Below are 25,101 nucleotides of genomic sequence, written 5' to 3'. Positions count from 1 at the left end.
CGCCCGGAGTGCTTCATGCCTGATTACCGCTCGAAAACATCCACCCATGGCCGCAACATGGCCGGCGCCCGCGCGCTGTGGCGCGCCACGGGGATGAAAGATGACGACTTCAAAAAGCCGATCATCGCCATTGCCAACTCCTTCACCCAGTTCGTACCGGGCCACGTCCACCTCAAGGACCTGGGTCAGCTGGTCGCCCGCGAAATCGAACGCGCCGGCGGTGTAGCGAAAGAATTCAACACCATTGCCGTGGATGACGGCATCGCCATGGGTCACGACGGCATGCTTTATTCGCTGCCGAGCCGCGAGATCATCGCCGATTCCGTCGAATACATGGTCAACGCCCACTGCGCCGATGCGATCGTCTGCATCTCCAACTGCGACAAGATCACCCCTGGCATGTTGATGGCGTCCCTGCGCCTGAACATCCCGGTGATCTTCGTGTCCGGCGGCCCGATGGAAGCCGGCAAGACCAAACTGGCCAGCCACGGCCTCGACCTCGTCGACGCCATGGTGATCGCCGCCGACTCCAGCGCTTCTGACGAGAAAGTCGCTGACTACGAGCGCAACGCCTGCCCGACCTGCGGTTCTTGCTCCGGCATGTTCACCGCCAACTCGATGAACTGCCTGGTCGAAGCCCTCGGCCTGGCATTGCCGGGCAACGGTTCGACCTTGGCCACCCACAGCGACCGCGAGCAGCTGTTCCTGCAGGCCGGTCGCACCATCGTCGAGCTGTGTAAGCGTTACTACGGCGAGAACGACGAGTCAGTGTTGCCGCGCAACATCGCCAACTTCAAGGCGTTCGAAAACGCTATGACCCTGGACATCGCCATGGGCGGTTCCACTAACACCATCCTGCACTTGCTGGCCGCGGCCCAGGAAGCCGAGATCGATTTCGACCTGCGCGACATCGACCGTCTCTCCCGTCATGTGCCGCAACTGTGCAAAGTTGCGCCGAACATCCAGAAGTACCACATGGAAGACGTGCACCGCGCCGGCGGGATCTTCAGCATCCTCGGCTCGCTGGCCCGTGGCGGTCTGCTGCACACTGACCTGCCGACCGTGCACAGCAAAACCCTGGCCGAAGGCATCGCCAAGTGGGACATCACCCAGACCAGCGACGAAGCGGTGCATCACTTCTTCAAGGCCGGCCCTGGGGGCATCCCGACGCAAACCGCGTTCAGCCAGTCGACCCGATGGGAGACCCTGGACGACGACCGTGAAAACGGCTGCATCCGCAGTGTCGAACACGCCTACTCGAAAGAAGGCGGCTTGGCCGTTCTCTACGGCAACATCGCGCTGGACGGCTGCGTGGTGAAAACCGCCGGCGTCGACGAGTCGATCCACGTCTTCGAAGGCAACGCGAAGATCTTCGAAAGCCAGGACAGCGCCGTACGCGGCATCCTCGCTGACGAAGTGAAGGCCGGCGACATCGTGATCATTCGTTACGAAGGCCCGAAAGGCGGCCCGGGCATGCAGGAAATGCTGTACCCGACGTCCTACCTGAAATCCAAAGGCCTGGGCAAAGCTTGCGCCCTGCTCACCGACGGCCGTTTCTCCGGCGGCACTTCGGGCCTGTCCATCGGCCACGCTTCGCCAGAAGCGGCGGCGGGCGGCGCAATTGGTCTGGTGCAAGAGGGCGACAAAGTGCTGATCGACATTCCGAACCGCTCGATCAACCTGTTGATCAGCGACGAAGAAATGGCCGGGCGCCGTGCCGAGCAAGATCAGAAAGGCTGGAAACCAGTGGAAAAACGTCCACGCAAGGTGACCACCGCGCTGAAAGCCTACGCCCTGCTGGCGACCAGCGCCGACAAGGGTGCTGTGCGTAACAAGGCAATGCTCGACGGGCTGTGATGCTTAACCGTTGAACAAAAAAATGCCCCGCCAAGTGCGGGGTATTTTTTTGATCGTTCCCACGCTCCCGCGTGGGAACGATCATCGTGGCGCTTATTGAATCTCTTCAGGCTTGACGATCACCCAGTTCTTGTCCGCAGTGACCTGCAACCCTTCCTTGGCCTGAGCTGCCGCGTGCTTGGCCATCATGCCGTTAATCTGAGTCATGTATTTGTCTTTGCGGTTGACCCACAAGTGGATGCCACCCTTGGCCACGTCTACGCTGTGGAACAGCATGAAACCATCGCTGGTCGGTGTATCGCCGCCGACCAGAACCGGTTTTTTCCACTCATCGATGTAGGTCAGAATCGCCGCTTGCTTGCCGGCCATCCAGGTCGCCGGGGTCCACAAGTACGGGGTCAGTTCGAGGCCGAGGTTGGCCTTCTCGTCATACTTGCCGGCGGTGATTTGCTTGCGCGCGGTGGTCAACTCACCGGACTTGGGATCCTTGAGCAGCAAGCTCACGCCGATGACGTTCTGCGGTTTCACGTTGTAGCCGTACTTCGGATCGGCGGCGACCATCCGCACCAATTCTTCGGAGGCGGCGGTCATCACGTAGACCTCGATGCCGTTCTCCATCAGCTTGTTGTAGAGCTCTTTCTGGCCGGTGAAGATTTTCGGGGGGTTGACGTCGAGGTTCTTGACCACGTCGCCTTCGTAATAAGTCGCCGGCACCGGCTTGCCGGAAGCCATCAACTCGTCGACATAGCCCTTGAGTTCCTGGAGCGTGAAGCCTGCGAACACTTGGGCAACCCATGGATAGCAGACCATGTCGTCAACTTCGCAGAGGCGATAGTAGTAGCTGAACAGGCTTTCCTTGTGGTCGGCGGTGTCTTTGAACGGCATCAGTTTCAGGGAGGGGTCGAGCTTCTCGCGGGTGATCAGACCTTTGTTTTCCATGAACGGCAGCAACGACTCTTCGAGATCGTAGCGGTAACTGGTGTTGTCCATGTCGAACACCGCGTAGTTACCTTTGTTGGCGTTGGCCGCAATCATGGCGTCCAGCGCCTTGGCCTGATCGGCGGGCCAGTGCTTCAAGTCCGTAGCGAATACCTGGCCGGCGAGGCTCAGGCCCAAACTCAATCCCAGTGCAGCAACCAGAAATTTCGGTGCGAGCTTCATCGGCATGCTTTCCTTATTAAAAGACCCTGATTCAAAGAGATCGACGCTAACAAATTAATGTGACAGTGCTCGCCTGCCCGCGACCGCTTGCGTCCCTATTGCGCCAGCTGCATCTCTGTCAGCGACACTCGCTTATTCCAAAAACGACAGTATTCAGATGTTTTTGATATTAATTCATTAGATATCAAGCTGTTACGCTCGCCGGTTCGCGGCTGCCCCGGAAGGTAGCTGGCACAAGTCATTATCGGAGTTCCAATGAATCTACCGCTGATCCTCAATCTGCTGGTGTTCCTCGCCCTGCTCTTTGGCCTGGCGCAAACCCGTCACACCACGTGGAGCCTGGCCAAAAAAGTCTTGCTCGCGTTGGTGCTGGGCGTGGTGTTCGGTGTTGCTCTGCACACCGTTTACGGTGCCGGCAACCCGGTACTGAAAACCTCGATCGGCTGGTTCGATCTGGTGGGCAACGGTTATGTGCAGTTGCTGCAAATGATCGTGATCCCGCTGGTATTCGCCTCGATCCTCAGCGCCGTGGCCCGTCTGCACAACGCCTCGTCGCTGGGAAAGATCAGCTTCCTGACCATCGGCACGCTGCTGTTTACCACGGCCATTGCGGCGCTGATCGGTATCGGGTTGACCAACCTGTTTGGTCTGACCGCTGAAGGTCTGGTCGCAGGCACTCAGGAAATGGCCCGCCTGCAAACCATCCAGACTGACTACGCGGGCAAGGTCGCTGACCTGAATGTGCCGCAGTTGCTGCTGTCGTTCATTCCGCAAAACCCCTTCGCCGACCTCGCTCGGGCCAAGCCGACCTCGATCATCAGCGTGGTGATTTTCGCTGCATTCCTCGGCGTCGCGGCGCTGCAACTGCTGAAGGATGATGTCGAAAAAGGTCAGAAAGTGATCAACGCTATCGACACCCTGCAAGCCTGGGTGATGCGTCTGGTGCGTCTGGTGATGAAGCTGACCCCGTACGGTGTATTGGCGCTGATGACCAAAGTGGTCGCCGGCTCCAACCTGCAAGACATCATCAAACTCGGCAGTTTCGTGGTGGTTTCCTACATCGGGCTGGGCCTGATGTTTGTGGTCCATGGCCTGCTGGTGTCGGCCGCCGGGATCAACCCGCTGCGCTTCTTCCGCAAGATCTGGCCAGTGCTGACGTTTGCCTTCACCAGCCGCTCCAGCGCCGCGACGATTCCGCTGAGCATTGAAGCGCAGACCAGCCGTTTGGGTATTCCACAGTCCATCGCCAGTTTCGCCGCGTCGTTCGGCGCGACCATTGGCCAGAATGGCTGTGCCGGTCTGTACCCGGCGATGTTGGCAGTGATGGTGGCGCCAACCGTGGGCATCAACCCGCTGGACCCGTTGTGGATCGCGACATTGGTGGCGATTGTGACGCTGAGCTCGGCCGGTGTGGCCGGTGTGGGCGGCGGTGCGACGTTTGCCGCGTTGATCGTACTGCCGGCGATGGGGTTGCCGGTGTCACTGGTGGCGTTGCTGATTTCGGTTGAGCCGCTGATCGATATGGGCCGTACGGCGTTGAACGTGAGTGGTTCGATTACCGCCGGTGCGATCACCAGCCAGATCATGCAGCAGACGGATAAAGAACTGCTGGATGCGGATGAGCATGGGGCGTTGGTGCAGGCCTAAGACTGTCATCGTCTGAGCGGGCCTCTTCGCGGGCAAGCCTCGCTCCTACAGAATTTGTGTTGATCGCAAATATTGCGTACGACACAGCCCCTGTAGGAGCGAGGCTTGCCCGCGAAGCTTTTAGGCCTTTTCCCAAACCTCAAAGTTGTACGCTGGCTTGTCGCCTTCCGCCGCATTCGGAACATTCGACACCAACTTCCACGCCTTCAAATCAAACTCCGGAAACCACGCGTCCCCTTCCGGGCTCAACGCCACGCGCGTCAAATACAACCGATCAGCTTGAGCCAACCCCTGCGCATACAACTGCGCCCCGCCAATCAGCATCACCTCATCGACGCCCTGCTCATTTGCCCATTCCTGCGCCCGAACCACCGCTGCTTCCAGCGACGGATAGACCTGCGCGCCGTCCAGTTGCAGATCCGCCTGACGGCTGACCACGATGTTCAACCGGCCGGGCAACGGGCGACCGAGGGAATCCCAGGTCTTGCGACCCATGATGATCGGCTTGCCGAGGGTAGTGGCCTTGAAGTATTTGAAGTCCCCTGGCAGGTGCCAGGGCATGCTGTTGTCGACGCCGATCACACGGTTTTCACCGAGGGCTGCGATCAGGCTGAGGGAGAGTGATTTAGTCATGCCGGCGAGGATACCAGAGCCTCCCGTACCCCGATAAGCGCCACAGCGGTTATGCTCACCGTTCAATTGAGCGACGGAATGCCGCGTGACTGAACTGACTCCACTGCAAAACCTCTGGCTGACCGAGACGGTGCGCCTGCGTGAAGAACACGCCGGTCCCCTGGATGATCTGGAAGCCAACCGACTGGCCCGCAGCGCGGGCGGCGATCTGCCGACACGTATTGCGCGCCGCGCCCTGTGGCTGGCCGACCGCGATGGACTGAGCAGCGCCCTCAAACATTGGCTGCAAGGTGCGCGGCTGGCACTGTTGGTGCTGGCCGTTCTCGCCGTTGCCAGCGGCGCCGGCCTGGCGTTTGCCGCGCTGGGCGACGGACAAACCCCGGTCAATGTGTTCTGGGCCTTGGGCAGTTTGCTCGGACTGAATCTGATTCTATTGCTGAGCTGGGCATTGGGCCTGGTCTTCGCCGGCGAACACGGCGCCACCCTCGGCCGCTTATGGTTATGGCTCAGCGAAAAACTCGCTCGCGATGCCAAAGCCGCGCAACTGGCCCCGGCCCTGCTGCTATTGCTGCAAAGAAAAAAACTCAATCGCTGGGCGGTCGGTGTGCTGGTCAACGGTTTGTGGTTGCTGGCGATGCTCAGCGCCCTGGTGATCCTGTTGATGCTGATGGCGACCCGGCGTTATGGCTTCGTCTGGGAAACCACCCTGCTCAGCGGCGACACCTTCGTCGTCATGACCCAAGCCCTCGGCGCTCTGCCGGCCGTGCTGGGTTTCAACGTACCGACCGTGGAAATGATCCGCGCCAGCGGCGACGCCGCATTGAACATTGAAAGCGCCCGGCAAGCCTGGGCCACATGGTTGGTCGGCGTATTGGTGGTCTACGGTGTTTTGCCACGGCTGTTGCTGGCGCTGTTTTGCCTGTGGCGCTGGAAAACCGGCCAGGCGGCATTGCACCTGGATTTGAACCTGCCCGGTTACGCCCAGCTGCGCGAACGGTTGATGCCCACCAGCGAACGCCTGGGCATCAGCGACACTGCGCCAGAGCAACTGCATCCTATTGAAAAGGGTGTCAGCGACCTGCCAAGCGATGGCGCGCTGCTGGTGGCCATCGAGCTGGACGATCAACGCCCGTGGCCGCCGCCACTGCCGAAAACCGTGAGTAACGCCGGCATTCTCGACAGTCGCGAATCGCGGCACAAACTCCTAGAACAGCTGAGCCGCTTCCCTCCTGCCCGTCTGGCCATCGCCTGCGATCCGCGACGTTCGCCGGACCGCGGCAGTCTGGCATTGATCGCCGAACTGGCTCGCAGCGCCAGCGCCACTCGCGTCTGGTTGCTGCAAGCACCGCCGGGCGAAGCGCTGGATGCCGAAAGGCTGGGTGACTGGCACGTGGCGCTGCAGCAGCTGGACTTGCCGTTCGCCGATTGCGCGCCGTTGAACTGGCTGGAGACCGGTCATGACTAATCCCTGGAAACCGCCCTTGAAACTCGCCGTGGTCGGCCACACCAACGTCGGCAAAACCTCGTTGCTGCGCACCCTGACCCGCGATGTCGGTTTCGGGGAGGTGTCTCATCGCCCCAGCACCACACGACACGTCGAAGGCGCGCGGTTGTCGGTGGACGGCGAGCCTTTGCTCGATCTCTACGACACCCCCGGCCTGGAAGACGCCATCGCTTTGCTCGACTACCTCGAACGTCTGGAACGACCGGGTGAACGCCTCGACGGTCCGGCGCGTCTGGCGCGGTTTCTTGAAGGAAGCGAAGCCCGGCAGCGTTTCGAACAGGAAGCCAAGGTGCTGCGGCAACTGCTGACCTGCGACGCCGGTCTCTACGTGATCGACGCCCGGGAACCGGTGCTGGCCAAGTACCGCGACGAACTGGAAGTGTTGGCCAGCTGCGGTAAACCGCTGCTGCCGGTGCTGAATTTCGTCAGCAGCGCCAACCACCGCGAACCGGATTGGCGCGAAGCGTTGGCACGCCTCGGCTTGCATGCGCTGGTGCGGTTCGACAGCGTCGCACCGCCGGAGGACGGCGAACGTCGGCTCTATGAAAGCCTCGCGCTGCTGCTGGAAAACGCCCGCCCACAACTGGAACGCCTGATCGCCGATCAGCAAGCCCAACGCCAGGCCCGGCAACAGAGTGCGGCGCGGCTGATTGCCGAGTTATTGATCGACTGTGCCGCCTGCCGGCGCAGCGTGGTCAGTGAAGCCGAGCAAGAACAGCAGGCCATCAACGAACTGCGCAAAGCCGTTCGACAACGGGAACAACGCTGCGTCGAAGCGCTGCTCAAGCTCTACGCCTTCCGTCCACAGGACGCGGCGGCCAGCGATCTGCCGCTGCTCGATGGCCGCTGGGGTGACGACCTGTTCAACCCCGAAACCCTGAAACAGCTGGGCGTGCGAGTCGGTGGCGGTATCGCTGCCGGCGCGGCGGCCGGGGCCGGCGTCGACTTGTTGGTGGGCGGGCTGACCCTTGGCGCAGCGGCATTGGCCGGCGCGATTGCCGGCGGCGCGCTGCAAACCGCCCGCAGTTATGGCAGCCGCTTGCTGGGCAAGATCAAAGGCCAGCGAGAGCTGACCGTCGATGACAGCGTGCTGCGGCTATTGGCATTGCGCCAGCGGCAACTGCTGCAAGCGCTCAATGCGCGTGGGCATGCGGCGATGGACAGCATTCAGGTCGCCACACCCCAGGACAAATCCTGGCGCGAAGGCAAACTGCCCGAGGCACTGAACAAGGCTCGGGCGCATCCGCAGTGGTCGTCGCTTAACCCGCATCCGAAGTTGAACCAGGCGGAGCGGCAGGAGCAGGTTGAGGTGTTGGCGCAGCAGCTTTAGTTCTGTGGCGTCGGGACCGGCCCTTTCGCGAGCAGGCTCGCTCCCACATTGGAATGCGTTCTCACTGTGGGAGCGAGCCTGCTCGCGAAGGCCGTTACTCGGTTTCGGTATTGATCACTGCCAACCCAGCTTCAAAAACTGCTTCGCCAATGCCGTAACACGGCTTCGATCCATCCGATTTGAATGCCCGTCGTTGTCCACATCCGAAGCCAATATCAGCTCGAACTCCCCATCGTTATCAAGATCGCGAGTGGCTGCCTTGTAGGCAATCGTCGGCCCGTCATGAAAGTGCAGCCGTACCGTTTCCGGCGTGCCGTCGCCGCTGAGGTTTTCCGAGAAGATTCGCAAGTGTCGTGCCTCGCCCTCTCCAGCGTTGAACCAGGCACATTTCAGATAAGTTTTGCCAAAGACCTTGAGCCGCCGAAGCTCAGCAGCCGTTGCCTCACGCGGTAAATCCTCATCCTCGATAAACCGGTAAAGCACGGTATCGGCTTGCCCCTGGCCGGTGGAGTCCTGAGCGATTACTTTCAAGTAACGCGTGAACGGGCTCACTTCCATTTGAATTTCAGGTAAGTGCCACTCAATAACGACACCAGTTCCCGATCCGTGACATCAATATCGCCATCGTTATCCGTATCGAAGTGGATCACCCAGTCCAGCGTGCCGTTGTTATCCGTGTCGTAGCTCGCGGCGGTGGAAACCAGGGTTTTGTCGGTCGGTTTGCCGATACCTTCGTGAAAGTGAAAACGCACGGTGTCGGGACTGCCATCCCCAGCGGAGTCCTCGACGAATATCTTCAGATATCGTTTAGTGGAAGCACCGGGATTGAACCAGTTGAGCTTCAGACAGGCATTGGCGAAGTTATTCAGCAATCGCTGATCAGTATTGTTTTCCGCACCGTTGTTAGTGACATCGCCCATTTTGTAATCGACATGGCCATCAGCGTCGAAATCCAGGGCAAAGGCCTTGTTGAGCAGAATGTCGTCGCCAGGCGTACAGGCCGTTTCATAAAACTGCAATAAAACAGAGTCTGCCCGGCCGTTGCCGATTCGATCCTGAATGGTGACTTTCAAATAGCGCATGAGCATTCCTTGCCAATTAAAGAAGCTCAAACACTAGCGACTCCACCGCGCTGCGCCCATGGCGTAAATTCGCCGCAAGCAGTAGGGAAATTCGTTAAAAGTTACCCGCAGAATGATCCGCGAACGGAGGACGTTACGCCTTGATCAGTAGGACGGCTGCTTTCACCTTCAGCACCTCAAGATCAATCACCGGCATCCCCATTTCCTTGGCTTGTTCATCCCAATGGCGCATGCGCAAACTGACGGCACATAACGGATCGCGCTCGAACGCCTCAGCCTCGCCAACCGTCATCACCCCACCCTGATATGCCAGCGTCCGGCGGCTGGCTTCGCTCAAGTGCTCGTAATACCCCGATTCCTTCAGCGTCAGGTAACGCTTGGCCTGAACGTGGTATTCCACCAGCCGCGCCATGCGCTCGCTGAAGCCGGCGCGGCGCAAATAATCCGCGCCCAACCGCTCGTGGCTGACCACGCCAAAGCCGCCCATGTTCTCGGCGCTCTCTGCACAGATATGCCCGATGTCATGGAAGAACGCCGCCAGCACCACTTCATCATCGAAACCCTCGGCCATCGCCCGTTCGGCCGCCTGTGACATGTGCTCGATCTGCGACACCAGCTCGCCGATGTAATCGCTCTCGCCAAAGCGCTCGTACAGCGCGAACACCTCCTCGATCACTTGCCCATTGCGGTCCATCAACGCTCTCCCAACACAGTCGCGACGTTGCGTTCAGCCATCGCCGGCCCGACGCTCATGCCGACACCCGTGTGCATCAGTGCCACGCTCACACCCGGCATCGGACGCAGGAACGAGAACGGCCCCGGGCCCCCAGAACCATAGACACCCTGCCAGCGCTCCACCACTTGCACCTTGCAACCCAGGGTGTGTTCCGCGAGTTCAATCATCCAATGGTCCACCTGCTCGGCATTGAACGGCGACGGGTCGCTGCCGTAATGGTGGGAGTCGCCGATGATCAATTCACCGTGAGGCGTCGGGCTGATCAGCAGGTGAATGCCGTTTTCATGCAGATGCGGTTCCTCTCGCAGGATTTGCGCGTGCACCGCCGCCGCTTCCGGTAGATCGGCGAAGGCGCCGTAATGAATGCAGCTCAAACCGGTGAGCAAAGCGTGTTGCAGGTTGAGGTTGATTTGCGGTCGGGCGCGGAGCATTTGCAGACGACAGATTTGCGGGTTGAGTTCGGCGATCGGCTCGGCCAGCAGCGTCTGATAATCGTGACCGGAACAGACGATGATCTGTTCGGCGCTGAAGGTTCCGGCGGTGCTGTGCAGGCGGCCCGGCTCGATGTCGCGCACCAGGGTGGAGAAGTGAAACGCGACGCCAAGCTCGCGGCGCAGGTAGTCGATCAGCGCCGGAATCGCTTCGCGGGAATACAACTGCTGATCGTCCATCCCGTGCAATGCCGCGCGATGATGACTGAACTGACCACCGTACACATCGCGTAATGCAGCGCCGCGCAGCAGGTGGACGCGGTAACCGTATTCCACGGCGCGACCGGCGCAGAAGGCTTCCAGCAGGTATTCTTCCGCTTCGGTGCGGGCAAACAGGTACGAGCCGTTGCGCTTGAGTTGCAGTCCGGCGAGTTGTGCCCATTGGCCCCAGATCTCGCGGCTGGCCTTGGCCAGTTCGAGCATCGGACCCGGTGGTTGGCCGGTGACCAGTGCCTGGCCGAAGTTGCGTACCGAGGCGCCCAAAGGCGTTTCGCTGCGCTCGAAAACCGTGACCTTGAGACCGCGTTTGGCGGCGGCGTAGGCGTGGGACAGGCCGAGGATGCCGGCGCCGACGATCAGCATGTCGTTGTGTTGTGTCATGAAGAGGTGTCCTGAATTCGAGGCCGCCTTCGCGGGCAAGCCTCGCTCCTACAGGGAATCGCGATAATCTGTAGGAGCGAGGCTTGCCCGCGAAGGGGCCCTGTCAGCCGATGAAGATCTTACTTGGCAACCACTTTCTCGGATTTGCCGTCATAGCGCTTACGCCATTCGGTGAGGATTTCATCGCGATTCTTCGACGCCCAGGCAAAGTCGTTCTTGATCAAACGCTGCTCATAATCCGCTGGCAATTCGGTCTGCGGCTTGGCAATACCCGGCTGAGCGAGCACGGCGAAGTTCTCTTTATATAGCTCCATCGCCGCCGGACTGGCGGAGAAATCAGCCAGTTTCTTCGCCGCGTCTTCGTGCGGTGTGCCTTTGATCACTGCCGTCGCTTCGATCTCCCAACCCAGGCCTTCTTTCGGCAGGATGATGTCCAGCGGCGCGCCTTGGCGTTTCAACTGAACGGCGGGGTATTCAAAGGAAATACCGATCGGGAATTCACCCGCCGCCGCCAGCTTGCACGGCTTGGAACCGGAGTGAACGTACTGGCCAATGTTCTGGTGCAGGTCGTCCATGTACTGCCAGCCCTGCTTCTCGCCGAAGGTTTGCAGCCAGGCGCTGACGTCGAGGAAACCGGTGCCGGACGAGGCCGGGTTCGGCATCACGATCTTGCCTTTGTACTCAGGCTTGGTCAGATCCTGCCAGCTCACGGGTTTGCTCAAACCCTGTTTCTGGGCCTCAACCGTGTTGAAGCAAATGGTCGCGGCCCAGACGTCCATGCCGACCCAGGCTGGCGGGTTAGCGGCGTCGCGGTAGTTGCCGCCGATCTTGCCCAGGTCCTTCGGCGCGTAGCTTTGCAGCATGCCTTGCTGATCGAGGATCGCCAGGCTCGACGCCGCCAGGCCCCAGACTGCGTCAGCCTGCGGGCGGGCTTTTTCGGCCAGCAGCTTGGCGGTGATGATGCCGGTGGAGTCGCGCACCCACTTGATCTCGACGTCCGGGTTGGCCTTTTCGAAGGCTTCTTTATAGGTCTTCAGTTGTTCGGCTTCGAGGGCGGTGTACACCGTCAACTCGGTTTTCGCCGCGAAGGCGTTCAGGCTGAAAGCGGTGAGGACAGCAGCGGCCAGGGCCAGGGGCTTGAACATGATCTTTTCCTGTTTGAGTTGAAGGCTTTGGGGTTGAGGAGCAGGGAATCAATTGCCAGGCGCGGTCTGTCGCCAAGCCTGGGAGCGGCGCAGCAAACCGCGCGAGGCCCAGGCCAGCAGCAGGGACACGCCCGCCGAGGTGAACAGAATCAGGGTCGACATCGCCGCCGCGCCGCCGACGTTGCCGGCGTCGTCCATGTTTAGCACCGCCACCGCCGCGAGGAGGGTGTCCGGGCTGTAGAGGAAGATCGCCGCCGAAACGGTGGTCATGGCCGAGACGAACAGGTAGCGCACGATGTCCAGCAATGCCGGCAGGCAGATCGGCACGGTGACGCGCAGGTAGTGCCGATACAGCGGCGCCTTGAGCGACAGCGCGGCGGCTTCGAACTCGGCATCGAGCTGACGCAGCGCGGTGGTGGCGGTCATTTGCGCGGTGGTCAAATAGTGCGCAATGGTGCAGACCACCAGCAGGGTCATGGTTCCGTAGAGCACATGCAGCGGGTTGCCGCTGAGGTTGAAAAAGAAGACGTAACCCAGGCCCAGCACCAGACCCGGCACCGCCATCGGTACGAAACTGAGCATGCGCAGTGTCAGATTCAGCCCGCGCTGACCCTTGGTTTTTTCCATCAGGTAGGCGCCGGTGAAGATCAGCACGCTGCCGATCAACGCCGTGCACAGGGCCATCTTCACGCTGTTGCCGTAGGCCAGCCAGCCACCGCCCGCCGTGTCGTTGAACTGATAATGGTTGAGCGACAGCGACAGGTTGTAGGGCCAGAATTTCACCAGCGACGAGTACACCGCCATGCCGAACACCAGCAGCAACACCGCGCAGATCAGCAACACGATGGCCAGGTAGCAACCATCCCGCCTCTTCGACGGCGCCGGTTGAAACACCTGCGCCCTACCGCTCATGGAATCGCCATGACGGCGACGCAACCAGGCATCGACACCGAAGCTGAACAGCGCCGGCAGCAGCAGGACCATGCCGATCAACGCGCCGCGACCGAACTGTTGTTGGCCGACCACGGCTTTGTAGGCTTCAAGCGCCAGTACTTGATAATCGCCGCCGACCACCACGGGCACGCCGAAGTCAGTGATGGTCAAGGTGAAGACAAGACAGAACGCCGCGAACACCGCCTGACGCGTCGCCGGCCAGGTGATGCTGCGAAAGGCTTTGGCCGGACTGGCGCCCATGCTGGAAGCAGCATCGAAGAGTCGCGCATCCGCCAGGGACAGCGCCGACAGCAGAATCATCAAAGCGTGTGGGAAGGTGTAGATGACCTCGCCCAGAACAATGCCCCAGAAGCCGTAGATATTGTCCGAGAGCAAACCGCGCAGCATGCCCTGATTGCCGAACAGATAGACCAGCGCGATCCCCGGCAACATCGACGGCGCCATCAGCGGCAACAGCGACATGCCACGCCAGATGCCCTTGCCCGGAATCAAGGTGCGTTGCAATGCGTAGGCAAACAGGTAAGCCAGCGGTACGACAATCGCCGCGACGCTGAGGGAAACCTTCAGGCTGTTGCCCAGCAACCAGTGGAAATTCGCACTGGTGACCAGTTCTCGTGCAGCGACCAGCCCACCGCCCTGCCCGGCTTCAGAACTGAAGCCACGCCAGAAGATCGCCAGCAACGGCATCAACACCGCAACGCCAAGTAACACCAGCAAAAGGACTTTGCCGCCGACCACGAACACCCGGTCGCCGATCTCGGCACGGGAGGTCTGCCGAACCTGCTTGTGCGGTATCGGCAGCGCGATGTTCGCGCTCATCAGGCAAACACCTGCAGGCTGCGCGGTGGCAAGGCAACCATGATCTGCTGCGCGCCGAGACGCGGCATCGCTCCCGGCGCGAGTTCCGCCAGCAATGCATGGCCTGGCAGTTGATCGAGTTCGAAGCTCATGCGGCAGCGGTTACCGAGGAAGGTGATCTCGCGAACCTTGGCCGGGAACAGGTTTTCTTCATGCACGGGCGGGTTGACGTTGATCGCTTCGGGGCGACAGAACAAACGACCCGATGCGGCGTTTCCCGAATCTGCGGCCAGGCGCATGTTCATCCCGCCGACCTGAGCGTGGCTGTCGCTGCTGCGGCGGAACGGCAGCCAATTGCCTTGGCCGACGAACTCGGCCACAAACGGTGTTGCCGGACGGTCGTAGATTTCCTGCGGCGTGGCGTACTGCTCTACCTTGCCGTTGTTCATCACGGCGATGCGGTCGGCCATTAGCATGGCTTCGTCCTGATTGTGCGTGACCATCAGGGTGGTGATGCCGAGGTTGCGCTGCAGTTGGCGCAGTTCGGTGCACAGATGCTCGCGGACCCGGGCATCGAGGGCCGACATCGGTTCGTCGAGCAGCAGCAACGAAGGCGCCGGCGCCAATGCCCGAGCCAGCGCGACACGCTGTTGTTGGCCGCCAGACAATTGGCCAGGGTACTTTTTCTCACTGCCGATCAGGCCGACCAGTTCCAGCATCTGACCGACGCGCTGGCGCACTTCATCGCGACCACTGCCAGCGAGGCCGTAGGCGATGTTCGCTTCGACAGTGAGATTGGGGAACAGCGCGTAGGACTGAAACAGAATGCCGTAGTCCCGAGCTTGGGGTGCCAGGTGGGAAACGTCACGATCGCCGAGGTACAACTCGCCGCTGTCTTGCTTCTCCAGACCGGCAATGCAGCGTAATAAGGTGGTTTTTCCGCAGCCCGATGGACCGAGCAAACACACCAGCTCACCGGCCGCCACGTCGAGGGAAACGTTATCCAGCGCAGTGAACGCGCCGAAGTGTTTCTGCACGCCGCGCACTTTCATCGGGGCGCCGGGGTTGGTCAGGGCAGTTGCGATCGAGTGGTTCATGGACAGGCCTCATCAAGCAGATGAAGGCAATCCTAGATTTGTAATGCGTCCGTCATGTGGCAGTGAGGCAAAAACGGCTGATAGTGGTATTCAAGGAATTTGGTTCAAGGATTCAAGCCTTGCGCTGCCTGACTCGACGCCTTCGCGGGCAAGCCTCGCTCCTACAGGTCCCGCGTAGATTTGTAGGAGCGAGGCTTGCCCGCGAAGGGGGCCTGACATTCACCGCAATCCTTAAGCAGGGGCCATTTCCTGCGCCAACCCCAGAAACGCCGCCGGCAGCCGCGCGCCTTTTCGTTCCTTGAGGCAGTACAAATACTCCGGAATCTGCGGCGCATTCTCGATAGTCAGCACGCGCAATTGCGGATCATGCGGCACTTCCTGCCGGGCAATAATGCTGATGCCGATGTTGCGCAGCACCGCCTCACGGATCGACTCACGGCTGCCAATCTCCAGCAGCGGACCGAAACTCACCCCGGCGCTGGCCAACAATTCCTCGGTCAGGCGGCGAGTGGTCGAGCCCGACTCACGCATCAACAAGGTATGCCCGGCCAACGCACTGAGCGGCACATGGTCGTGGACCGCCAACGGATGATTGCGATGCACCGCCAGCACCAGCGGATCACTGCCGAGTACGCGGCGGATCAGCCGTGCATCGTCGAGCAACTGCGACGATGCTGCGACGTCAACCCGGTAATCCTCCAGCGCCTCCAGCACTTGCTGAGAGTTGCCGATTTCTACCGACACCTCTACGTGCGGCAAGCGCTCGCGAAAGGTCTTCACCAGATCGAGGATGTAATACGGCGCCGTGGCCGCAATGCGCAACGTGCCCTGGACCTGACCGCTGTTATGCAGGAAAAACTCGATGTCGGCTTCCTGCTGCAACAGCGCCTTGACCATCGGCAGCAACCGCGCGCCTTCATCGCTGACGCTGAGGCGGCGGCCGCCACGGTAGAACAACTCAACCGAGTACTGACTCTCCAGATGCCGAATCTGGGTCGTCACCGTAGGTTGGCTCAGGCCGAGTTTTTTCGCCGCCAGGGTAATGCTGCCCAAGCGGGCAACCATGTAAAACGCCTTCAGCTCGGCACTCAGCACACCCTTCCCTCATCGTCTATTTGCGCAACAGGCGCAAACCGTTGAACACCACCAACAGGCTCACGCCCATGTCCGCGAACACCGCCATCCACATGGTGGCGGTCCCGGCGAAGGTTACCCCAAGAAAGATCGCTTTGATGACCAATGCCAGCGCGATGTTCTGTTTGAGGATGCTTGAGGTTTGCCGTGACAGCCGGATAAAGGTCGGGATCTTGCGCAGATCGTCGTCCATCAGGGCGACATCGGCGGTTTCGATGGCGGTATCGGTGCCCGCCGCCGCCATGGCGAAACCGATCTCGGCCCGCGCCAGCGCCGGTGCGTCGTTGATGCCGTCGCCGACCATGCCGACGTTATGGCCCTGTGCATAAAGGTCTTCGATGGCTTGCAGCTTGTCGGTCGGCAACAGATCGCCCTTGGCCTCGTCGATGCCCACTTGCGCGGCAATCGCCTGAGCGGTGTGGACGTTGTCGCCGGTGAGCATCAGGGTTTTGATGCCCAGATCGTGCAGTTGCTGGATCGCCTCGCGGCTGGACTCTTTGACCGTATCGGCCACGGCGAACAGCGCCAGCGGGCCGGACTTGTCGAGCAGCAGCACCACGGACTTGCCCTGTTTCTCCAGTGCGAACAGCTTCTCTTCCAGTGCTGGCGAGCACAGGTTCAGCTCTTCCACCAAACGGTGATTACCCAAGTGGTAAACCTGACCGTTGATCTCACCGCGCACACCGCGACCGGCCAGCGCCTCGAAGTTATCCACAACGAGCGGCGCGAATTGTTTATCCACAGCCGCATTGGCGATGGCCAACGACACCGGGTGATCCGAGCGACCGGCCAACGCCGCCGCAATCGCCGGGGCTGATTCATCGACGGTCGGATCGAGGGACAAGTAATCGGTCTGCACCGGTTTGCCGTGAGTGAGGGTGCCAGTCTTGTCCAACGCCAGGTAATCGAGTTTGTAACCACCCTCCAGATAAACGCCGCCCTTCACCAGAATGCCTTTGCGCGCCGCCGCCGCAAGGCCGCTCACGATGGTCACCGGGGTGGAAATCACTAAAGCGCATGGGCAGGCGACCACCAGCAACACCAACGCCCGGTAGATCCAGTCGAACCATACGGCGCCCATGAACAGCGGTGGAATTACCGCGACGGCAAGGGCCAGGATGAACACCGCCGGCGTGTAGATTTTCGAGAAACTGTCAACGAAACGCTGGGTGGGTGCCCGCGCGCCCTGGGCTTGTTCGACGGCGTGGATGATCCGCGCCAGGGTCGAATTGTTCGACGCCGCGGTCACGGAGTATTCCAGGGAGCCGGCCTGGTTAATGGTGCCAGCGAATACTTTGTCGCCGACTGCTTTCTCAATCGGCAGGCTTTCACCGGTGATCGGCGCCTGATCGATGGTCGAACTGCCCGAAACCACTTCACCGTCCAGACCAATCCGCTCACCGGGACGCACCCGCACTCGCGCGCCCAGTTCGATGGTTTTGACGGACTGCGAGACCCAACTGCCATCAGCCTGCTGCACCGTGGCCTGTTCCGGGGTCATCTGCATCAGACCGCCGATGGCGTTTCGCGCCCGGTCCAGAGACTTGGCCTCGATCAACTCGGCCACGGTGAACAGGAACATCACCATCGCCGCTTCCGGCCACTGACCAATGAGGATCGCGCCAGTCACCGCGATGCTCATCAACGCGTTGATGTTCAGGTTGAGGTTCTTGAGCGCGATCCAGCCTTTCTTATAAGTGGTGAGGCCACCACTGAGGATCGAAATCAGCGCGATGACGGCCACGACCCAAGTCGGTGCGGCGTTGGCGAAGTGGATAACTTCTGCAGCCAGTGCGCCCACGCCGGACAGCGCCAAGGGCCACCAGTGCTTTTTCTCGGGGATTGGCGCTGGCGCTTCGGTGCCCTGCTCCATCGGCTCGGCCACCATGCCCAGGGACTTGACCGCCTCGATGATCGGCGCAATGCTCGGCAGGTCATGGGTCACGCCCAGTACCCGATTGATCAGGTTGAATTCCAGTTGCTGCACACCCACGAGTTTGCCGAGTTTGTTCTGGATCAGCGTCTGCTCGGTCGGACAGTCCATGGCGTCGATTCGGAAACTGCTCAGCCGTGCGCCGTCGGTCGGCTTGTCGCTCAACTTGATCAGCGATGGCGTCGCCACTTTCGAAGAACAGCAGGAATCCCCATGTCCGTCATGCTTGTGGCTTGCATTGTCATGCTGGGGCACGGGCTGCAGCGTGTGGCTGTGATCGTGATCGTGATCGTGATCGTGATCGTGATCGTGATCGTGACCAGCCTCGGGTTTGTGCGTGTGAAGGGAATCGCTCATTGGGTCGCGTCCAGAAAGGTGCCTGTTGCCAAGTAAAGACCCTGTAGCCACTATAGGGTCAAGCACCCTTTTGGAGATTGTCGCGATGAAAATAGGAGAACTGGCGAAACTCACCGACTGCGCCGTGGAAACCATCCGCTACTACGAGCGCGAAAACCTGCTGCCGGAACCAGCCCGCAGCGACGGCAACTACCGCGTCTACACCCAGGCCCACGCCGAGCGCCTGACCTTCATCCGCAACTGCCGCACCCTCGACATGACCCTGGAAGAAATCCGCAGCCTGCTGGCATTGCGCGACAGTCCGCAGGATCAGTGCGAAAGCGTGAATGCGTTGATCGACGAGCACATTCGTCACGTGAAGGCGCGGATCGATGGGTTGCTGGCGCTGCAGACACAACTGCTCGACCTGCGCCAGCGCTGTAGCGAGGGGCCGGATATCGATCAATGCGGGATTTTGCAGCGGCTTGAAGTGAGCGGCGGGGTGGTGGCGACAGAGGTTGAGCATTCTCATGTCGGCCGAAGCCACGGCCATTAGCGGCCATGATCGTTCCCACGCTCTGCGTGGGAATGCAGCCATGGACGCTCCGCGTCCACTGTGACGCAGAGCGTCACGGGATTCATTCCCACGCAGAGCGTGGGAACGATCAGAGCGGTGTCAGACTGCCATCGGCGCGGTCATTGGGGCGTGGTGCTCGTAGCCCTCAAGCGAGAAATCACTCGGCTCGATCAACTCCAGCCACTCCGGCTGATAAACACCCGTCTTCGCAAACTCAGGCACTCGCTCGGAAATCACCAGTTTCGGCATCGGGAACGGCTCGCGCTTGAGCTGTTCGTTGAGCATGTCCAGGTGGTTTTCGTAGACGTGGGCATCACCGATGAAATAGGTGAACCAGCGCGGCGTGTAGCCGGTCAGGCGACCGATCAGGCTCAGCAGCGCGGCGCCTTCGGTGAGGTTGAACGGCGTGCCCAGGCCCAGATCGTTGGAGCGGATGTAAAGGGTCAAAGAAATCTCTTTGGTCTCGACATTCGGGTGGAACTGATACAGCAAGTGGCACGGCGGCAGGGCCATTTCATCGAGCTGGGCGACGTTCCAGCCGTGGAACAGGATGCGGCGGCTGCCCGGGTCTTTGATGATGGTGTCGACGCACTGGCGGATCTGGTCGATCGCCTTGTACAGCACCACATAAGCCTGACCGTCCTCTTCGCCTTCGGCAATCTGACGATAACCCTGGCTCAGGGTCTGCTCGATGGCGGCCGTGTTGCTGACCGGGATCTGCTTGTACGCCGGCCATTTGCGCCATTGCACGCCGTAGATCTCGCCGAGGTCGTCTTCGCCCTGACGGAACGGATTGGCCAGCCACTGGGCGTTTTCGTTAGCGTTCTGATCCCAGACCTTGCAGCCCAGCGCCCGGAATTCGGCGGCGTTGTTCACCCCGCGCAGAAAACCACACATCTCGCCGATGGCCGATTTGAAAGCCATCTTGCGCGTGGTGATCGCCGGGAAACCTTCCTTCAAGTCATAACGCAACATCGCGCCAGGGAAGCTGATGGTATTCACGCCGGTGCGATTGGCCTGTTTGGTGCCGTTCTTGATGACATGGGCGACCAGTTCGAGATATTGCTTCATGAGTTACCTGTGTCCTTGAACCCAGGGCCAAAGCCCCGGGATTCGAATTTATAGCGCAGCGTTGGCTGGAGCTGCCGGTGCACGGTGATACGCCAGCCAGATCAGGAACAGACCGCCGACGATCATCGGTACGCACAGTACCTGACCCATGGTCAGCCAGTTCCAGGCCAGGTAGCCCAGTTGCGCATCCGGCACCCGGACGAATTCGACGATGAAACGGAAAATGCCATAGAACAGCGCGAACATCCCGGACACCGCCATGGTCGGCCGCGGCTTGCGCGAGAACAACCAGAGAATGGCGAACAACGCCACGCCTTCGAGCGCGAACTGATACAGCTGCGACGGGTGACGCGCCAGTTGCGCCGGATCGGTCGGGAAGACCATCGCCCACGGCACGTCGGTCGCCTTGCCCCACAACTCGGCGTTGATGAAGTTACCGATACGCCCGGCACCCAGACCGATCGGCACCATTGGTGCGACGAAGTCCATCAGCTGGAAGAACGACTTGCCGTTCTTTTTACCGAACCACAACGCTGCCAGCATCACACCGATAAAGCCGCCGTGGAACGACATGCCGCCCTTCCACACTTCAAAGATCAGCATCGGGTTGGCGAGGTAAGCGTGCAGATCGTAGAACAGCACATAGCCCAACCGGCCGCCGACAATGACCCCCATCGACATCCAAAACACCATGTCGGAGAGTTTCTCTTTACTCCAGGTCGGATCGAAGCGGTTCAACCGGCGCGACGCCAGCAGCCAGGCGCCGCCGATGCCGATCAGGTACATCAAGCCGTACCAGTGGATTTTCAGCGGACCGATGGCCAATGCCACCGGGTCGATCTGCGGGTAAGGCAGCATTGCGACTCCTCGTTAGAGTTGAAACTTTCAAAATTCCCGGGCGACGCTGCCACCTCAGGATTAAGCCAGGATTGCGCTGTGCGTCAGAGCAGAAAACTCAGGCCCACGCAGAACAGCAAAGCGGCGAACAGTCTTTTCAGCAAGCGCGGCGATAGCCTGTGGGCCAGTCGTGCGCCGAAGCGGGCGAAGACCATGCTGGTCAGGGCGATCCCCAGCAGCGCCGGCAAATAAACAAAACCGAGACTATGGGCCGGCAACAATGGATCGTGCCAGCCCAGAATCATGAAACTTAATGCACTTGCCAAGGCGATCGGCAGACCGCAGGCGGATGAAGTCGCCACCGCTTGCTGCATCGGCACGCTGCGCCAGGTCAGGAACGGCACGGTCAACGAGCCGCCGCCAATCCCGAAAATCGCCGAGGCCCAGCCAATCACACTGCCGGCCACGGTCAGACCGACTTTACCGGGCACCGTTCGGCTGGCCTTTGGTTTGAAGTCCAAGGCAAGTTGAACGGCGATGACCAGTGCAAATACGCCGATGATTTTCTGCAAATTTGGCCCGGAGATCGCCTCGGCAGTCAACGCGCCGAAACCGGCACCGATGAGAATGCCGAGCGTCATCCAGGCAAAAATGGGCCAACGCACGGCGCCGCGGCGGTGATGTTCGCGGATCGCATTGACCGAGGTAAAGATGATCGTCGCCAGGGATGTGCCGACCGCCAAGTGGGTCAGGATCGACGCATCGAAGCCCTGCAAGGTGAAACTGTACACCAGCACCGGGACGATAATGATCCCGCCGCCGACCCCAAACAGCCCGGCCAACACACCTGCACAGGCGCCGAGGGCCAGATAGAGCAGAAATTCCATGGCATTCCTTATTCGCTTCTCAAAAAAAGCACCGGCATGGTAACGGATGCAGGGGCTCAGGCTCCACTGGATGGCGATGGATAGAAGCGTGATGTCTGCGTAGAGTGAGCAAAAAACACACAAGGACCACCTTATGTGCCTGATTGTTTTCGCCTGGCGTCCGGGTCACGCCCAGCCGCTGATCGTGGCGGCCAACCGCGACGAGTTCTACGCCCGGCCCAGCCTGCCTCTGGCGCAATGGCCCGAAGCACCGCACGTTCATGCCGGTCGCGATCTGGAAGCCGGCGGCACCTGGCTCGGTGTTGGCGCCCATGGACGCTTCGCCGCACTGACCAACATCCGCGATCCGCATCAGCCCCCCGCACGCAAGTCACGAGGAGAGCTGGTGGCGCGATTTCTTAGCGGGGATATACCGATAGATGACTATTTGAGCGACGTTGTCGCACGTTCGCTGGAATATGCCGGATTTAATCTGCTGATCGGTAATGCCAACGAACTGTGGCACTTCAATGCCCGGGAGACTGAGGCGGTGATGCTGCCACCGGGGGTTTATGGGTTGTCGAACGCGGGACTGGATACGCCGTGGCCAAAACTGCTCAAGGCACGGACAGCGCTGGAGGAAGTGCTGGAAGAGCCGCAGCCCCAAGCGCTACTGGCGTTGCTGAATGATCCGCAGACGGCGCCGTTTGCCGAACTGCCGGATACCGGGGTCGGGTTGGCCACCGAGACGTTGCTGTCGAGTGTGTTTATTGCCAGCCCGACTTATGGGACACGAGCGAGTACGGCGTTGATTGTTCAGGCGGATGGGACGCGGTGGATGGTTGAACGGAGTTTTGGGCCGTATGGGGGGCATTTGGGGGAGGTGGAGATCAGGGTTTAGATTTGTGGCGTATTCGAGGACGCCTTCGCGGGCAAGTCGGATCGCCGCCCGCTCGCTCCTACAGGCAATATGCAAATCCTGTAGGAGCGAGGCTTGCCCGCGAAGAGGCCATTAGCCCTTTAAAGGGTCTTGGCCGAAGCCGGATTAATCATCCGCGCCAACCCAAGGTTCTTCAGCGCCAATTGCAGCGAGCTGTGGATAACTTGCGGGTTGTCGATGGTCATCAGCTCGGCGAGCAATTCCTTGGCCATGCTCAGGTTGATCTGACGCAACATCCACTTCACTTTCGGCAAGTTGGTGGCGTTCATCGACAGGCTATCGAAACCCATTGCCATCAACAGCACCGCCGCCGCCGGATCGCCGGCCATTTCACCGCAGATACTCACTGGCTTGCCTTCGGCATGGGCATCACGCACCACGCTCTGAAGGGCTTGCAGCACCGCTGGGTGCAGGCAGTCGTAGAGGTCGGCTACACGCGGGTTGTTTCGGTCCACCGCCAACAGGTACTGGGTCAGGTCGTTGGAACCGACCGACAGGAAGTCCACTTGCCGCGCCAGTTCCTTCGTCTGATAAACCGCCGCCGGAATTTCGATCATCACGCCAATCGGCGGCATAGGCACGTCGCAGCCTTCGTCGCGTACTTCACCCCAGGCCCGGTGAATCAGGTGCAGGGCTTCTTCCAGTTCGTGGGTGCCGGAGATCATCGGCAACAGAATCCGCAGGTTGTTCAAGCCTTCGCTGGCCTTGAGCATGGCGCGGGTCTGGACCAGGAAAATTTCCGGGTGGTCGAGCGTGACGCGAATGCCGCGCCAGCCGAGGAACGGGTTGTCTTCCTTGATCGGGAAGTACGACAGCGACTTGTCACCGCCGATGTCCAGGCTGCGCATCGTTACCGGTTGCGGGTGGAACGCGGCGAGTTGCTCGCGATAGATCGCCAGTTGCTCTTTTTCGCTCGGAAAGCGCTGATTGATCATGAACGGCACTTCGGTGCGGTACAGACCGACACCCTCAGCGCCACGCTTCTGCGCCCGCGCCACATCCGCCAGCAGGCCGGTGTTGACCCACAGCGGCATGCGGTGGCCATCGAGGGTCACGCACGGCAAGTCCCGCAAGGCGTCCAGCCCGAGGGCCAGTTGCTTCTCTTCCTCGACCACTTCGGCGAACTGCTTGCGCAGCACTTCGCTGGGGTTGGTGTAGACCTCGCCGTGATAGCCGTCGACGATCATCTGGATGCCGTCGACTTTCGAATACGGCAAGTCGACCAGGCCCATCACCGTCGGGATACCCATGGCTCGCGCCAGGATCGCCACATGGGAGTTGCCGGAACCGAGTACCGAGACCAGACCGACCAGCTTGCCTTCCGGCACCTCGCCGAGCATCGCCGGCGTCAATTCTTCGCTGATCAGAATGGTGTTGTCGGGGTAAACCAGGGTCTGTTGACGCTCTTCCTGCAAGTAAGCCAACAAGCGGCGACCAAGGTCTTTGACGTCGGAGGCGCGCTCACGCAGGTAGGCGTCGTCCATCAATTCGAAACGGTTGACGTGTTCGGTGACCACCTGACGCAACGCGCCCTGGGCCCACTGACCGGTCTTGATTACGGTGGTGATTTCGCTGCCGAGCGAGGCATCGTCGAGCATCATCAAGTAGACATCGAACAGCGCGCGCTCTTCCGGGCGCAACTGGTTCGCGAGCTTGGCGGACAAGGCGCGCATGTCGGCGCGCACGCCCTCGATAGCCGTCTTGAACAGCCCGAGTTCTGCGGCGATGTCGGTGATTGTCTTGTCCGGCACCACATCCAGATCGGCCGGCGGCAGCATGACCACCGCGGTACCGACCGCCGCACCGGGCGAACCCGGTACGCCGATGAACTTGGCTTCCTGGATGCCCTTGCCCTGACGGCCCAGCCCCCGGATCGAACCAGTGGCTTCGGCGTGGGCGATAACGCCGGCGAGCTGCGCGCTCATGGTCACGAGGAAGGCTTCTTCACCTTCATCGAACTGGCGACGTTCTTTTTGCTGAATGACCAACACGCCGACGACGCGGCGGTGGTGAATGATCGGCGCCCCGAGGAACGAAGCGTAGCGCTCTTCACCGGTCTCGGCGAAGTAGCGGTAGCGCGGGTGATCCGCGGCGTTTTCGAGGTTCAGGGGTTCTTCACGCGTGCCGACCAGGCCGACCAGACCTTCGTTGGGTGCCATGCTGACTTTGCCGATCGAGCGCTTGTTCAAGCCCTCGGTGGCCATCAGCACGAAGCGGTTGGTCTCAGGGTCAAGCAGGTAGACCGAGCAGACCTGGCTGCCCATGGCCTCTTTGACGCGCAACACAATAATCCCCAACGCCGCCTTGAGATCCTTGGCGGAGTTAACTTCCTGGACGATCTTGCGCAGCGTATTGAGCATGGCTCGGGGTCG

General features: G+C 60.6%; 22 protein-coding genes. 7 read left to right on the top strand and 15 right to left on the bottom strand.

Annotated features, from left to right (window positions below; genetic code table 11):
- The first annotated feature begins 15 nt into the window (after window positions 1-15).
- A complete protein-coding gene (gene ilvD / locus ACYZT0_RS27235; protein ID WP_462043794.1) occupies window positions 16-1,857 on the top strand; it encodes a dihydroxy-acid dehydratase in 1,842 nt (613 codons plus the stop codon).
- Between the two features lie 93 nt (window positions 1,858-1,950).
- Here the strand turns inward: ilvD and ACYZT0_RS27230 are convergent, their stop codons facing one another.
- Window positions 1,951-3,018 carry an HAD family hydrolase gene (locus ACYZT0_RS27230; RefSeq protein WP_462043793.1) on the bottom strand — a complete coding sequence of 356 codons (1,068 nt, stop codon included), beginning with the start codon at window positions 3,016-3,018 and terminating at the stop codon, window positions 1,951-1,953.
- A gap of 255 nt (window positions 3,019-3,273) precedes the next feature.
- On the opposite strand from ACYZT0_RS27230, the gene ACYZT0_RS27225 reads away from it, so the two are divergent.
- Window positions 3,274-4,665, top strand: a complete 1,392-nt coding sequence (locus ACYZT0_RS27225) for an L-cystine transporter (protein ID WP_462043792.1) — start codon at window positions 3,274-3,276, stop codon at window positions 4,663-4,665.
- A 120-nt stretch (window positions 4,666-4,785) separates the two neighbouring features.
- On the opposite strand, the gene ACYZT0_RS27220 is transcribed toward ACYZT0_RS27225, so the two are convergent.
- Window positions 4,786-5,298, bottom strand: a complete 513-nt coding sequence (locus ACYZT0_RS27220) for a dihydrofolate reductase (protein WP_462043791.1) — start codon at window positions 5,296-5,298, stop codon at window positions 4,786-4,788.
- Between the two features lie 85 nt (window positions 5,299-5,383).
- On the opposite strand from ACYZT0_RS27220, the gene ACYZT0_RS27215 reads away from it, so the two are divergent.
- On the top strand, window positions 5,384-6,763 hold the full coding sequence (locus tag ACYZT0_RS27215; protein WP_462043790.1) for a DUF2868 domain-containing protein: 1,380 nt from the start codon (window positions 5,384-5,386) through the stop codon (window positions 6,761-6,763).
- On the top strand, window positions 6,756-8,132 hold the full coding sequence (locus ACYZT0_RS27210; RefSeq protein ID WP_462043789.1) for a GTPase/DUF3482 domain-containing protein: 1,377 nt from the start codon (window positions 6,756-6,758) through the stop codon (window positions 8,130-8,132). The genes ACYZT0_RS27215 and ACYZT0_RS27210 overlap by 8 nt, the downstream gene beginning before the upstream one ends.
- 114 nt (window positions 8,133-8,246) lie before the next feature.
- On the opposite strand, the gene ACYZT0_RS27205 is transcribed toward ACYZT0_RS27210, so the two are convergent.
- The 9 genes from ACYZT0_RS27205 to ACYZT0_RS27165 all read right to left on the bottom strand — a co-directional run bounded on the left by ACYZT0_RS27205 (window position 8,247) and on the right by ACYZT0_RS27165 (window position 18,357).
- Window positions 8,247-8,690, bottom strand: coding sequence for a hypothetical protein (locus ACYZT0_RS27205; protein ID WP_462043788.1), 444 nt, complete (start codon window positions 8,688-8,690; stop codon window positions 8,247-8,249).
- Entirely contained in the window at window positions 8,681-9,214 is a 534-nt protein-coding gene (locus ACYZT0_RS27200; protein WP_462043787.1) for a hypothetical protein, read from the bottom strand. Before ACYZT0_RS27200 ends, ACYZT0_RS27205 begins: the two co-directional genes overlap by 10 nt.
- Before the next feature lie 133 nt (window positions 9,215-9,347).
- Complete coding sequence (locus tag ACYZT0_RS27195; protein ID WP_462043786.1) at window positions 9,348-9,908, bottom strand: phosphonate degradation HD-domain oxygenase; 561 nt, start codon at window positions 9,906-9,908, stop codon at window positions 9,348-9,350.
- Window positions 9,908-11,041, bottom strand: a complete 1,134-nt coding sequence (locus ACYZT0_RS27190; RefSeq protein WP_462043785.1) for a TIGR03364 family FAD-dependent oxidoreductase — start codon at window positions 11,039-11,041, stop codon at window positions 9,908-9,910. The genes ACYZT0_RS27195 and ACYZT0_RS27190 overlap by 1 nt, the downstream gene beginning before the upstream one ends.
- Before the next feature lie 119 nt (window positions 11,042-11,160).
- Complete coding sequence (locus ACYZT0_RS27185) at window positions 11,161-12,186, bottom strand: putative 2-aminoethylphosphonate ABC transporter substrate-binding protein (RefSeq protein ID WP_462043784.1); 1,026 nt, start codon at window positions 12,184-12,186, stop codon at window positions 11,161-11,163.
- 48 nt (window positions 12,187-12,234) lie between these two features.
- Window positions 12,235-13,959, bottom strand: coding sequence for a putative 2-aminoethylphosphonate ABC transporter permease subunit (locus tag ACYZT0_RS27180; RefSeq protein ID WP_462043783.1), 1,725 nt, complete (start codon window positions 13,957-13,959; stop codon window positions 12,235-12,237).
- Window positions 13,959-15,035 (bottom strand): putative 2-aminoethylphosphonate ABC transporter ATP-binding protein, encoded by a 1,077-nt coding sequence (locus ACYZT0_RS27175; protein ID WP_462043782.1) that lies wholly within the window; start codon window positions 15,033-15,035, stop codon window positions 13,959-13,961. The genes ACYZT0_RS27180 and ACYZT0_RS27175 overlap by 1 nt, the downstream gene beginning before the upstream one ends.
- Before the next feature lie 231 nt (window positions 15,036-15,266).
- Window positions 15,267-16,130 (bottom strand): LysR family transcriptional regulator, encoded by an 864-nt coding sequence (locus ACYZT0_RS27170; protein ID WP_462043781.1) that lies wholly within the window; start codon window positions 16,128-16,130, stop codon window positions 15,267-15,269.
- 16 nt (window positions 16,131-16,146) lie between these two features.
- Window positions 16,147-18,357, bottom strand: coding sequence for a heavy metal translocating P-type ATPase (locus ACYZT0_RS27165; protein ID WP_462046644.1), 2,211 nt, complete (start codon window positions 18,355-18,357; stop codon window positions 16,147-16,149).
- On the opposite strand from ACYZT0_RS27165, the gene ACYZT0_RS27160 reads away from it, so the two are divergent.
- Together ACYZT0_RS27160 and cadR are read left to right on the top strand one after the other, a co-directional pair.
- Window positions 18,316-18,495 (top strand): hypothetical protein, encoded by a 180-nt coding sequence (locus ACYZT0_RS27160; protein WP_462046662.1) that lies wholly within the window; start codon window positions 18,316-18,318, stop codon window positions 18,493-18,495. The genes ACYZT0_RS27165 and ACYZT0_RS27160 overlap by 42 nt on opposite strands.
- A 49-nt stretch (window positions 18,496-18,544) precedes the next feature.
- Window positions 18,545-18,994 (top strand): Cd(II)/Pb(II)-responsive transcriptional regulator, encoded by a 450-nt coding sequence (cadR, locus tag ACYZT0_RS27155; RefSeq protein WP_462043780.1) that lies wholly within the window; start codon window positions 18,545-18,547, stop codon window positions 18,992-18,994.
- 120 nt (window positions 18,995-19,114) lie between these two features.
- Here cadR and ACYZT0_RS27150 read toward each other — a convergent pair whose 3' ends face one another.
- The 3 genes from ACYZT0_RS27150 to ACYZT0_RS27140 all read right to left on the bottom strand — a co-directional run bounded on the left by ACYZT0_RS27150 (window position 19,115) and on the right by ACYZT0_RS27140 (window position 21,810).
- Window positions 19,115-20,086, bottom strand: coding sequence for a thymidylate synthase (locus ACYZT0_RS27150; RefSeq protein WP_462043779.1), 972 nt, complete (start codon window positions 20,084-20,086; stop codon window positions 19,115-19,117).
- Between the two features lie 48 nt (window positions 20,087-20,134).
- Window positions 20,135-20,944, bottom strand: a complete 810-nt coding sequence (lgt, locus tag ACYZT0_RS27145) for a prolipoprotein diacylglyceryl transferase (protein WP_462043778.1) — start codon at window positions 20,942-20,944, stop codon at window positions 20,135-20,137.
- Window positions 20,945-21,027: 83 nt separating this feature from the next.
- A complete protein-coding gene (locus ACYZT0_RS27140) occupies window positions 21,028-21,810 on the bottom strand; it encodes a sulfite exporter TauE/SafE family protein (protein WP_462043777.1) in 783 nt (260 codons plus the stop codon).
- 133 nt (window positions 21,811-21,943) lie between these two features.
- On the opposite strand from ACYZT0_RS27140, the gene ACYZT0_RS27135 reads away from it, so the two are divergent.
- Window positions 21,944-22,690, top strand: a complete 747-nt coding sequence (locus ACYZT0_RS27135) for an NRDE family protein (RefSeq protein WP_462043776.1) — start codon at window positions 21,944-21,946, stop codon at window positions 22,688-22,690.
- A gap of 119 nt (window positions 22,691-22,809) precedes the next feature.
- Here ACYZT0_RS27135 and ptsP read toward each other — a convergent pair whose 3' ends face one another.
- Complete coding sequence (gene ptsP / locus ACYZT0_RS27130; RefSeq protein ID WP_462043775.1) at window positions 22,810-25,089, bottom strand: phosphoenolpyruvate--protein phosphotransferase; 2,280 nt, start codon at window positions 25,087-25,089, stop codon at window positions 22,810-22,812.
- Window positions 25,090-25,101: the final 12 nt, after the last annotated feature.

This window comes from Pseudomonas sp. ZS1P83 (assembly GCF_054897825.1).
This window is presented reverse-complemented; position numbering and strand designations above follow the sequence as displayed.